This is a genomic window from Sorangium sp. So ce145 (assembly GCF_051525985.1).
Classification (GTDB): domain Bacteria; phylum Myxococcota_A; class Polyangia; order Polyangiales; family Polyangiaceae; genus Sorangium; species Sorangium cellulosum_B.
The window spans coordinates 7,679,335-7,691,512 of record NZ_CP150315.1 but is presented as its reverse complement, the minus strand read 5'-3'; the positions used below and the strand labels follow the sequence as shown (position 1 = coordinate 7,691,512).

The following is a 12,178-nucleotide window of genomic DNA, read 5'->3' as shown; positions in this document are numbered from 1 at the left end:
CGGCAGGAATTCATGCGAAAAGCGTGCAAGCTGCCTCACGCGTGCCGGCGGGACATCTGCACCCCCGATGCCGCGACGGTGAGGGGTGTCGTCTTTTGTGGGTGAGTGTACGGGTGATGGTGTCCCTGGTGACCGCGGGCCGCGGATCCGGCGGTGTAAGGGGTTCAGGGGAGGGCTGCGACTGGGCCCGGCGACGTCGCGGATCGTGCTCCTGGGGAGCACGGGCGGACCGCGGTGGTCTGTGCAGGCGGGGCGGCAGGTGGGGGGCTGTGCGGCGATGGCACGGTGTGCCGCGGTGCGGCGTGCGGCGTGTGGGGAGCACCCGGTGAGGTGCGGAGCCAGCTGTCCCCCGCCCTCGAGGTGACGGTGGAGGGGCGGGGGACAGCTGCTCGAGAGATGGGCTCGTGCTCACGCGAGCATGGCCCGCCGGTCTTTCGGGATCAGCGCTCGGACAGCTCGGCGCACACGGCGAAGGTGGTCAGCGACACCGTCTGCGCCTTCTTGCCGAAGCCGCTCTCGAACACGGCGGTCGATGTCCAGCCCGCGCGGCCTTCGGTGGGCTCGAACGGCGAGTTCTCGACAACCCTGCTCGTCGCCTGGGCGCCGCCGGAGATCGAGAATCCGCCGCTGAGCACGACTTCACCCGCGTCGCAGAGCGCCTTGACGTTGACGAACGCGCTCGTGGGCGACGCCTCGCGCGTCACGGAGACCACGCGGATCTTCACGAGCCCAGGCGCTCCGGCCGGCCCCTGGGGGCCACGCTCGCCCTTGGGTCCAGCGAGGCCCTGAGGACCGCGCGCGCCGTCGGCGCCCTTGAGGCCGTGAGCGCCGTCGATGCCCTTGAGGCCCTGGAGGCCCTGAGGACCGACGATGCCCGCGGGGCCGCGCTCGCCACGCTCGCCGCGCTCGCCGCGCTCGCCCTTGGGTCCGGCCGGCCCCTGGGGACCGACCTCACCCTTGGGTCCAGCGGGACCCTGCGGACCGCGCGCGCCGTCGGCGCCCTTGAGGCCGTGAGCGCCGTCGACGCCCTTGAGGCCCTGGAGGCCCTGAGGACCGACGATGCCCGCGGGGCCGCGCTCGCCGCGCTCGCCCTTGGGTCCGGTCGGCCCCTGGGGACCGACCTCACCCTTGGGTCCAGCGGGACCCTGCGGACCGCGCGCGCCGTCGGCGCCCTTGAGGCCGTGAGCGCCGTCGACGCCCTTGAGGCCCTGGAGGCCCTGAGGACCGACGGTGCCCGCGGGGCCGCGCTCGCCGCGCTCGCCCTTGGGTCCGGCCGGCCCCTGGGGACCGACCTCACCCTTGGGTCCAGCGGGACCCTGCGGACCGCGCGCGCCGTCGGCGCCCTTGAGGCCGTGAGCGCCGTCGACGCCCTTGAGGCCCTGGAGGCCCTGAGGACCGACGATGCCCGCGGGGCCGCGCTCACCGCGCTCGCCGCGCTCGCCCTTGGGTCCCATGGGCCCCTGAGGACCGACCTCACCCTTGGGTCCAGCGGGACCCTGCGGACCGCGCGCGCCGTCAGCGCCCTTGAGGCCCGGAGCGCCGTCGGCGCCCTTGAGGCCGTGAGCGCCGTCGGCGCCCTTGAGGCCCTGAAGGCCCTGAGGACCGACGATGCCCGCGGGGCCACGCTCGCCGCGCTCGCCGCGCTCGCCCTTGGGTCCCATGGGCCCCTGAGGACCGACCTCACCCTTGGGTCCAGCGGGACCCTGCGGACCGCGCGCGCCGTCAGCGCCCTTGAGGCCCGGAGCGCCGTCGGCGCCCTTGAGGCCGTGAGCGCCGTCGGCGCCCTTGAGGCCCTGGAGGCCCTGAGGACCGACGATGCCCGCGGGGCCACGCTCGCCGCGCTCGCCCTTGGGTCCCATGGGCCCCTGAGGACCGACCTCACCCTTGGGTCCAGCGGGACCCTGAGGACCACGCGCGCCATCAGCGCCCTTGAGGCCCGGAGCGCCGTCGACGCCCTTGAGGCCCTGGAGGCCCTGAGGACCGACGTGCCCTGCGAGGCCCTGGGGGCCGGGCTCGCCACGCTCGCCCTTGGGCCCTGCCGGCCCCTGCGGACCGCGCGCGCCGTCAACGCCCTTGGGGCCTACCGGCCCCCGAGGACCCATCTCGCCCTTGGGCCCTACCGGCCCCTGAGGACCCATCTCGCCCTTGGGCCCTACCGGCCCCTGAGGACCACGCGCGCCGTCAGCGCCCTTGAGGCCCTGGAGGCCGGTGTGCCCCGCCGGCCCCTGAGGACCCATCTCGCCCTTGGGCCCCATGAGTCCCGCGGGTCCCTGCGGACCGCGCGCGCCGTCGACGCCCTTGAGGCCCTGGAGGCCCTGGGGACCGATGAGCCCCGCGGTGCCTGCCGGCCCCTGCCGGCCCGGCTCGCCGCGCTCGCCCTTGGGCCCCATGGGTCCCGCGGGCCCCTGCGGACCACGCGCGCCGTCGACGCCCTTGAGGCCCTGGAGGCCGGTGTGCCCCGCCGGCCCCTGAGGACCCATCTCGCCCTTGGGCCCCATGGGTCCCGCGGGTCCCTGCGGACCGCGCGCGCCGTCGACGCCCTTGAAGCCCTGGAGGCCCTGGAGGCCCTGGGGACCGATGAGCCCCGCGGTGCCCGCCGGCCCCTGCGGACCGCGCTCGCCGCGCTCGCCCTTGGGTCCCTGCGGACCGCGCGCGCCGTCAACGCCCTTGAAGCCCTGGAGGCCCTGGGGACCGATGAGCCCCGCGGTGCCCGCCGGCCCCTGCGGACCGGGCTCGCCGCGCTCGCCCTTGGGCCCCTGCGGCCCCTGGGGACCGCGCGCGCCGTCGACGCCCTTGAAGCCCTGGAGGCCCTGGGGACCGATGAGCCCCGCGGCGCCTGCGGTGCCTGCCGGCCCCTGCGGGCCGGGCTCGCCGCGCTCACCCTTGGGCCCCTGCGGCCCCTGCGGACCGCGCTCGCCCTGCGGCCCAGCGGGCCCCCGCTGCCCCATGGGCCCCTGGGGACCGCGCTCCCCCTTCTGATACTGCTGATACTGCTGTCCCACGAACCCCTTGCCCTTGCCGGGCACGTGGTGCCCGACCTCGTCGGACGCACCGGCCTCCGCCTTGACGTCTCGCGAATCGCCGGCCCAGCTCGCGCCTGCGCTGGCCATCACTCCGGCAAACCCGGCGAGGATTCCAGCAGAAACCGCACTCGCTCGATACTTTCGCATGTGACTCCGCCTTTCTATCGATTCCGAGCTTCAATGCGCTCGACCCCGCAGACAGCCGCGTTCAGATGAGGTGGAGCCCAGCAGGCGAGTGATTCGGGCGAAGGCCGACTCCGGGACGGATCTCCGCCCGTGCCCCGCACCGACTTCTCGATGAGAGTCCCACCAATTGCCGGCACGAAAAGTCAGGGCGATTCGTCGATGCGGCACCCGACACGCCACGCCACGACGCGGGCGTGACCAGGTGCAGCCAGCGCTCGAAGGCTCCAGTTGCCAACCCGCTGTGTCTGGAGCGATCCTAAGTTAATGGGGGCGGTTCACCAAGCCCCTGAGGAGGGGTTGACAGCCGCGACCCGTGTCGAGCAATCGGCGTTGATCCGCGCTCGCGCCGGGGGAAGGCCGCGCCCGCATGCAAAGCCGGGGTATTTGCAGGCATCGAGGGCAGAGCGGGGCGAACGCGTGGAAAGACAGCAGCTCGCGCATGGGGGCACGCAATGGCGCGAAGGGAGCACCAACGCGAGAATCAGGAGACGGCCGCGCACGCGACAGGAAATGGCGAACACGGCGCTCGGCGAGGCGGCGCTCGGCGCGCCCCGATGGGCCGGCGCGGCGAGCACGCGTGCGCTCGTCAAGCCGCCGCAGCACGGCTTCGCTGGAACATCCGGTGCCGATTCAGGAGCGCCCGACATGGCCTCAGGCGCGTCCGACATGGCCTCAGGCGCGTCCGACATGGCCTCAGGCGCGTCCGACATGGCCTCAGGCGCGTCCGACATGGCCTCAGGAGCGTCCGACATGGCCTCAGGCGCGTCCGACATGGCCTCAGGAGCGCCGGACGCGTGTGGCGTGCGCCCCTCGGCCCGCCTGCCGGTGCGCGTCAGAACGATGCGCGCCGGCGCCCCGTGATGCGCGAACGCTGCGCCGTCGCGGCGGACAGGGTAAGATCGCCGGGTGCCCGGCCTCGACACCGACGACGACGCCCTCCTCTTGACGGAGCGCCTGCGCCTCCGCCCCCACCGGCGGTCGGACGTCCCGTTCATGATGGAGCTGAACTCGGATCCCGAAGTGGTCCGCTACACCGGCGATACCGCGTTCGCGTGCGAGGACGAGGCGCGCGCGGTCGTCGCGCGGCTCGCGCGCCAGTTCGAGGACTTCCGCATGGGCCGGTTCATCGTCTCGGACCGGAAGACGGCGGAAAAGCTAGGCTGGTGCGGCCTCAGGTGGCACGACGACCTCGATGTCGCGGACCTCGGGTACCGCTTCTTCCGCAAGCACTGGGGCAGAGGCTACGCCACGGAGGCGGCCGCCGCGTGCATCCGGTACGCGGTCGAGGAGCTCCGGCTCTCACGCCTCGTCGCGCACGCGATGCTCGAGAACGTCGCGTCGGTCAGGGTGCTGGAGAAGCTAGGATTCCGCCGGACGGGGCCGACCGTGTTCAAGGGGCTCGCGGCCGAAGGGTTCGAGCTCCTCCTGAAGGCCTGAGCCGCCGGCGCCCTTCCCCCGACCCGGAGGCCCCTGAAATAGGTGAGACCCGGGACTGTAGCCTAGTCCCGGGCCTCGGTTTGCCGCCATCTGCGCACACCCACACGTTTAAGGTCGAAGGTCAGTCCTTACACCGCCGTGTTCTGCCATTGAACTACCGGCCATCATGGACCGCGCGCCGGGGCGGGAGCGCCCCGGCGCCGCGCGAGGAGAGGCGACGCCTCACCGCGGCGCGGGCTGGCCAGGCTGGAATTGAACCAGCATCCGACGATTCAAGCCTCCTCCCGTTCGATTGGGTGATCGGCAGCGAATGCTCGAGCCTGGAGTGAGAGCTTGAGACCATTGAACGGGCCGGCGCTGCCTCTTCCAAGCTGGGCTACCCCGCCGCGAGGGAAAATGAGGTGGCGGGGGCAGGATTCGAACCTGCGCTTGGGCGCCGAGCCCATCAAGCTGAGCTTGAGCTTCAACTTGCACTCCGCGGCCACGATATCGCTCCGGCGGCCGCGGCGCAAGCGCGGCCGGGGCAGGGGGCGCGCGTCAGGTACGCGTCACGCGCCAAAGAGGAACCCGAGGACGGCTGCGCCGACCTTCTGCTCCTCGACCGTCTGGTTGTTCGCCTCCTCGCGGGCGAACTTGACCGCCTTTTGCAGCTTCTCCACGCGATCGAGCAGCTCGTTGATGCGCCGCGCTGGCAGCGCGCCCGAGAACTTGACCGTCTTCCAGTAACCGACGACCACGTCCTCGTGATAGACCTCCACCTGCGCCGGGTGTTTCTCCGTCGCCTCGGCCTTGACGTGGTTGCGCGGGATCTTCTTGGTCCGCGCCGTCTGCACCGGCTCCGTCGCCCAGGAGTCCGCGGAGGGATCGAACGTCCAGCTCTCCGACGCGTCGAGCACCGGCAGCTTCTTGATGAAGGTGTTCATGTCGACGAGCTGCTTCTCCAGGAAGAGCAGGTAAGTCACGGGCGCCCCCGCGAGGAGCACCTTGCCGTCGACGACCACGTCCGCGCGGGCCTTGCAGTTCGCATAGTCCTTGGTGGCCGTGACGTCGAAGAGCTCGCCCAGGATGTCGGCGGTGCTCCGGATGATGTCCTCGGCCTTCGCCTGCACCCTCGTCGCCTCGGGCGGGAGCTGCTCGCCCTCCTCATCCTTCGACCGGTAGGTGCGCGAGATCCCGGAGAGCAACGCCGGCTTCTGCAGCGCGTGGTGCGCCTCGGTGAGGCGCTGGTGGGAGCGGGCCTTGACGCCCTTCTCGATGGCGATGATCTGGTTCAAGCGAGGCATGGCGGTCTCCTAGGAGGACCACCCTATCAGAGGAGCAAAGCGCCTGTCAGCGCCGTCGCGTGAGCCGGCAATGGGCCCGGGGAGCGCTGTCGTGAGCGCGTGAGCGCCTAGGCCGATGGGAGCAGGGCCCGTTCTCCTTGGCCTGCGCCCTCGGCCGCCGTCTCCGCCTCGGCCGGGCGCAAGGGGAGCTCGACGATGAACGCGGCGCCGGCGCCCGGCTCGCTCTCGACGCGGATGGTGCCGCCGTGGGAGGTGACGATCCACCGGACGATGTAGAGGCCGAGGCCGAGGCCGCCGAAGCTGCGGGCGGAGACGGCGCGCTCGAAGCGCTCGAAGATCCTGGCCTGGTCGGTCTCCGTGATGCCGATGCCGTGATCGCGGACGACGAGCAGCGCGCGATCGCCGCCGCCGCGCACGACGACGTGAATGGGGGCCCCCGCGCCGTACTTGATCGCGTTGGACAGCAGGTTGATGAGGACCTGCTCCATCCGAGAAGCGTCCCAGTCCCCGATCACGGGCGCTTCCAGCTCGATCTGGGTGCGGCAGCAGGCGTCGTCGAGCTGCTGGTGCATCCGCTCGACGACCTCGCGCGCCAGGGCTGCCAGGTCGAGGGGGGCGCGCGCGAGGGTGAGCCGGCCGGCGTTGAGGCGGGTGACGTCGAGCAGCTCGTTGATCAGATGGGCGAGGCGCGCGATCTGGCGGTTCAGGACCTGGATCGCGGCGTCGATGCGCTCCGGAGCGACCTCGGCGCGCTGGAAGCGGGGCAGGAGCCGGGCGAGCAGGTGAGCCTGCATCTTGAGCGAGGTGAGCGGGGTCTTGAGCTCGTGCGAGGCGACGAGGAGGAACTCGTTCCGGCGCTCGATCGCCACCTGGGCCTCGGCGAACAGGCGGCTGTTGTCGAGGGCGAGCGCGGCGCGGCTCGCCAGCTCCTGGGCCAGCCACAGGTCGGCGGGGCCGTAGCGGCGCCGGGGAGCGGTCGCCAGCAGGGTCATGACGCCGAAGCACCGGTCCCGCGCGAGGAGCGGAGCCCGGAGGAAGGAGTGAACGCCGAGCGGCTCGAGGAGGGGCGCGGCGCGGACGTCGCCCACCTCGGGGCGTTGCAGCGACGCCGCCGAGAGCGGCTGCAGCGCGTCGAGCACCGCCCGCGCGAGCTCGGCAGGCACGCCCTTGGCGATCGTGTGTCCCGGGGCGCCGCGAGCGAGGTCCACGTCGATGACGCACTGATCGGCCAGCTCGGGCACGGCGAGCTGCGCGACGCTGTCGAGGGTGGCGCCGTAGCCGAGGGCCATGAGCTTGCGGCTCGCCTCGGCGAGGAAGCGCTCGGCCAGCTCGGCCCGCCTGCGCTGGGTGATGTCGGTGGAGATGCCGCAGAGCACGCCGGGCATGACCCGCTCGCCGAGCGGGAACTTGACCGACAGGAAGGTGTGCGGCCCGTCGTCCAGCAAGATCTCCTCCTCGCACTGCAGCGGCTCGCCCGCGTCGAGCACCCTCCTGTCGTTGTCACGGAGCAGCTCGGCGGTCGAAGCAGGAAAGACCTCGGCGTCGGTCTTTCCGACGAGCCGATGGCGCGACAGCCCGACGGCGCTGTCCGCGTGGCAGTTGGCGAGCAGATACCGGCCGTCGCGATCCTTGAGGTAGATGGATGCTGCGGAGTTGTCGACGATGGCCTGGAGCGTCTTCTGGTTGGCCTGGAGCTGCCGCTCCGCCCGGCGCCGCTCGGCGTTCTCCTGCTCGATATCGGTATAGAGGAGGGCGTTCTCGAGCGAGATGGCCGATTGCGAGGCGAGCAGCTCGAGCACGGTGAGCCGCCCGGGCGTGAACGCCCCGGTGATGAGCCTGTTCTCCAGGTAGAGCAGGCCGAGCAGCCGCGCCTGCCGCACGATCGGGAGGCACAGCGCCGATCCCGCCCCTCGCTGCTTGAAATAGCCGTCCTCCGAGAACGGGTGCCGCCCGGCGGCGTCGTCGAGCAGCACGCGCTCGTGGCTCCGGCGAACGTAGTTGAGGACCGACTGCGGCAGCGCGGTCGCCGCCGCTTCGCCCGCGTCGAGCAGCCGCGCCGCGCCGCCGGACGTCGAGCGCGACGTCGAGATCGCCGCCGCGATCGACAGGCGATCCTCCCGGACCAGGAGCACGACCCCCTCTCCGGCGCCCGCGTGCTCGACCACGATGCGCAGCAGCATCTCCAGCAGGCGCGGGAGCTTGAGCTCGCCGGAGATGCTCTGACAGGCGGTGACGACCGAGGGGACATCGAACTGCTCGGCCCGCACGGCGAAGGTGACGGTGGGCGCGATCGGCCTGCGCGGGGCGAGGTAGGGGTAGCGCTGGTCGAGCTGCTCCACCTTGGCGTGGGCGCCCCAGCGAAAATAGCCGGCGCGGGCCTCTTGTAGGTAGGCGTCGGCGGCCGTGGAGAGGCCGCACGCGCGGTAGAACCCCGCGGCGAGCTCGCAGGCGATGGCCTCGTGCTGGACGAAGCCGTTCTCCCGCGCCGAGGAGATGGCTTGCTCGTAGAGCCGCATCGCCTGCGGTTCCTGCCCGCGGAGCCGGGCGATCTCGGCGCGGACCAGGGCGTGCTTGTGGAGGAAGTTCTCGGGGCAGCTCCTGGCCCACGCGCCGAGCTGCCGCTCGCACTCGAGCAGCTCCTCGGGGAGGTCCCCCCGCGGGGCGGGCCGCGCCTCATGCGCCTCGCTGGAGAGGGCCGCGAGCGAGAGCGCGAGGTAATAAAAGCTCTCGGCGATGATGACGTTCGACTCGACCCTGTACGGGTGCTCGGCGCGCCCGCGGGTCACCGCGGCGAACGCCGCTCCGGGAGGGCCGATCAGGAAGCGCGCCTGCGCCTTCAAGTTGTAATGGATGGCGCGGACGAGCGGAGGATTCTCTTCCTCGAGCGACGCCTCGAAGGCCAGCAGATCCAGCTCCGAGCCGTCCACCGCCGAGAGGCGCGCCGGCCTCCCGCGCAGCGCCTGGATCATGGCGTAGATGCTGAAGAGGACGCGGTGCGGTAACGCGTAGCCGGCCCTGCGCACGAAGCCGAGGCGCTCTTCGACCGCGCGGAGCACGTCCTCCAGCGGCTCCCCGGAGAGCAGCGGGAAGATCTCGGCCCACATGCAGTTGTAGCAGGCGTCGTTCAGGTTGCCGGACTCGACCGCGGCGCTGAAGCCGGCGCGCGTGTACGGCGTCGTCTCTCGGTAATGGCGCGTCCAGAAGACGATGTGCTGTCCAAACATGGTGAGCACCACCGATTTCGTGGTGAGGAGGCCGCTCCTCTGCGCCAGGTCGTGACCGAGCTTGCCGAACAGATACCCTTCCCGATACCGCCCGTACCTCGGGCCGATCACCCTCGCGAAGAAGGTGTACGCGTTGGAGGAGCTGTCGGCGTTGCCGTGGCGCAGGCTGAGCTGGACCATGCGCAGGACGATGAGGTAGTGCAGGTTCGCGTCCATGAAGAACGCGGGGAGGGACACCCCGTTCAGCACGCCCATCGCGCTCTCGATCTCCGGATGCGTCATGCGGGGCAGGTGGACCAGGTCCGCGATCGCGCGATCGCCCAGGTCCCGCCAGACGTGCTCGGTCTCCTCGTCGACCCGTGCGTCGCTTGGGCAGAGCGGCAGCGCGATGTCACAGGCGCGGAGCCACCCGAGCCCGATCTCCACCGCGCGAGCGTGTCGCCCTCGGGTGACGTTCAGCGCGACGGCGAGCTCGACGGCGGCGGCCGTCTCGGTCCTGGTCCTCGCGCGCTCCATGAGCTCTTCTAGGAGCCGCTCGGCCTCGTCGAAGCCGCCGGTGATGTACGCGACGTGCGCGCGCTCGAAGGTCAGCTCGTAGGTCAGCTCGTGCCGCGCCTCCCAGCGGTCCGGCGCCAGCAGGGAGAGGCCCGCGGCGAGGAGCGCGGCGGCGGACTGGAAGGCCGCCGCGGCCTTGGCCTTCCTGCCGGCGCGGAGGTTCAGCGCGGCGAGATCGTCCCGCTCCACCTGGGAGCGGAGGAGCGCGGCGCCGCGGTTGAGGTGGCCGACGACGTCGAAGAGCGACTCGTCGCGCTCGCCCGGGCGCTGGGCCTTCACGAGCAGCTGGCCGATGCGCAGGTGCACCTCGGCGAGCTGCTCGGCCGGGATGAGCGAATACGCGGCTTGCTGCACCCGGTCATGGAGGAAGCGATATCCGGAGCCCCGGCGGAGCAGCAGCCCCTCCCGCACGGCCTCCTCGAGCGCGCCCCGGAGCGCTTCCGCCGACCTTCGCGCGACGATCGCGAGGGGGTCGAGGTCCAGGCTGCTGCCGAGGCAGGCGGCGAGCTTGAGCGCGTCCCGCGCCGGGAGGGAGAGCCGCTTGAGCTTGCCCACCATCAGCTCGACGACGTTGTCGGTGAAGCCCTTGTCGTGGATGGCGGCGATGTCCCAGCGCCATGCGCGCTGCTCGGCGTCGAAGGTGATGAGACCTTCCTGGTGCAGCTCGAAGAGGAACTGGAGGACGAAGAAGGGGTTGCCGCCGGTCTTCTCGTGGACGAGCCGGGAGAGCGGCTCGACCTCCTCGATCCGGGCGTGGACCGCCTCGGCGACGAGCGCCCCGACGTGGGCGGCGGAGAGCGGCGCGAGGACGAGCTCGGAGACGGCAGCGCCGCGCTTCTGCACCTCGGCCAGCGTGAGCCGGAGCGGGTGCGCGGGGCCGACCTCGTTGTCGCGGTAGGCGCCGATCAGCAGGAGGTGCTCGGACCCGGTGTAGGTGGCGAGCTGCTCGAGCAAGAGGAAGCTGGCCGCGTCGGCCCATTGCAGGTCGTCGAGGAAGAGCGCGACGGGGTGCTCGTTCCGGGCGCACGCCGCGACGAAGCGCTGGAGCGCCGCGTGCAGCCGGCCCTGCGCCTCGGCGGGCGGGAGCTCGGGCACGGGGGGCTGCGGGCCGAGGAGCAGGGCGAGCTCGGGGAGCACGTCGGCGAGCAGACCGCCGTCCTGGCCGAGGGCCTCGCGGAGGCGCTGCCTCCAGCGCTCGAGCTGCTCCTCGCTCGCGCACAGGATCTCCTGCAAGAGCGCCCGGAACGCCTGGAGGAAGGCGTGGTAAGGGACGTCGCGCTTCAGCTGCTCGAACTTGCCGGAGACGAAGAAGCCGCGCTCGCGCACGACGGGCCTGTGCAGCTCGGCGACGAGCGAGGACTTGCCGATGCCCGAGTAACCCGACACAAGCGCGAGCTCGGGCCGGCCATTCGAGACCACGCGCTCGAACGCGGCGAGCAGCGCCTCGAGCTCGCGCTCGCGGCCGCAGAGCCGCTGCGGGACCCGGAACCGGTCGGAGAGGTCGCGCTCGCCGAGCGGGAACGGCTCGATGGCGCCGGTCGCCCGCAGCTGGGAAGAGCACCGGTCGAGATCGTGGCGCAGGCCGAGCGCGCTCTGGTACCGCTCCTCGGCGGCCTTGGAGAGCAGCTTGAGCACGACCGCCGACAGGAGCGGGGGAATCGATGGGACGAGCGCGTGCGGCGGCCGCGGCGCCTGGGCGATGTGGCAATGCACCCACTCGACGGGATCGCTGGCCTGGAACGGCAGGGCGCCCGTCAGCATCTGATAAAAGGTGACGCCGAGGGAGTACAGGTCGGTCCGCTCGTCGATCAAGCGGTTCATCCGGCCTGTCTGCTCCGGCGCCATGTAGGCGAGCGTGCCCTCGATGAGCCTGTCGCGGGCGAGGTCCTGGGACTCGCGGGGCAGCAGGCAGGCGATGCCGAGGTCGGTGATCTTCACCTCCCCGGTGTCGGGGTTGCAGAGCAGGTTCTGGGGCTTGATGTCCTTGTGGATGATGCGATGGCGGTGCAGCTCGGCCAGCGCGTCGGTCAGGCGGAGGGCGAGGGGGACGAAGCGCTCGATCGACATCGGGCGCATCGGGCGCATGGGCCCGTCGCCATCGAGCAGCCGGTCGAGCGAGCGGCCGCCGAAGTCCTCGAGGACCAGCGCCACCTGATCGCCGAACACCTCGATCGCGCGGGCCTTGACCACGGCCGTCGTGTCGAGCGCCCTGGCGAGCTCGTGCTCGTGGCGCAGCCGGCCGAGGGCGCGCGGGCTCGCGTGATCGCGCCGCAGGACCTTGAGCACCACCGGCCGGCCGTCCTCCGCGCGCCGCGCTCGGTAGAGGATCGTCTCTGCACCTTGGTGCAGCACCCCCACCACGAGGTAGCGCGGACTTTCCGGCATAGGCAAGATCGTCGGCAGCCGGAGCGGCCTCCGAGGCGTCGGCGTCTGGCCTGATGGTGCCAAAAGCGGCGTGCTTCGCCACTGG

Annotated in this window: 4 protein-coding genes; 1 reads left to right on the top strand and 3 read right to left on the bottom strand. The window is 71.9% G+C overall.

Annotated features, from left to right (window positions below; genetic code table 11):
* Nucleotides 1–440 precede the first annotated feature (440 nt).
* Nucleotides 441–3,110, bottom strand: coding sequence for a collagen-like triple helix repeat-containing protein (locus WMF34_RS28195; RefSeq protein ID WP_437989730.1), 2,670 nt, complete (start codon nucleotides 3,108–3,110; stop codon nucleotides 441–443).
* A 1,005-nt stretch (nucleotides 3,111–4,115) separates the two neighbouring features.
* On the opposite strand from WMF34_RS28195, the gene WMF34_RS28190 reads away from it, so the two are divergent.
* Entirely contained in the window at nucleotides 4,116–4,646 is a 531-nt protein-coding gene (locus WMF34_RS28190; RefSeq protein ID WP_437989729.1) for a GNAT family N-acetyltransferase, read from the top strand.
* 548 nt (nucleotides 4,647–5,194) lie between these two features.
* Here WMF34_RS28190 and WMF34_RS28185 read toward each other — a convergent pair.
* Both WMF34_RS28185 and WMF34_RS28180 read right to left on the bottom strand, forming a co-directional pair.
* Nucleotides 5,195–5,929 carry a DUF7873 family protein gene (locus WMF34_RS28185; protein WP_012238089.1) on the bottom strand — a complete coding sequence of 245 codons (735 nt, stop codon included), beginning with the start codon at nucleotides 5,927–5,929 and terminating at the stop codon, nucleotides 5,195–5,197.
* Between the two features lie 107 nt (nucleotides 5,930–6,036).
* Nucleotides 6,037–12,093 (bottom strand): AAA family ATPase, encoded by a 6,057-nt coding sequence (locus WMF34_RS28180; protein WP_437989728.1) that lies wholly within the window; start codon nucleotides 12,091–12,093, stop codon nucleotides 6,037–6,039.
* Nucleotides 12,094–12,178 lie beyond the last annotated feature (85 nt).

Excerpts from the sequence above, each read along its gene's own strand:
- WMF34_RS28185 (WP_012238089.1), bottom strand. The coding sequence starts at position 5,929 with ATGCCTCGCTTGAACCAGATCATCGCCATCGAGAAGGGCGTCAAGGCC.
- WMF34_RS28195 (WP_437989730.1), bottom strand. The coding sequence starts at position 3,110 with ATGGCCAGCGCAGGCGCGAGCTGGGCCGGCGATTCGCGAGACGTCAAG.
- WMF34_RS28180 (WP_437989728.1), bottom strand. The coding sequence starts at position 12,093 with ATGCCGGAAAGTCCGCGCTACCTCGTGGTGGGGGTGCTGCACCAAGGT.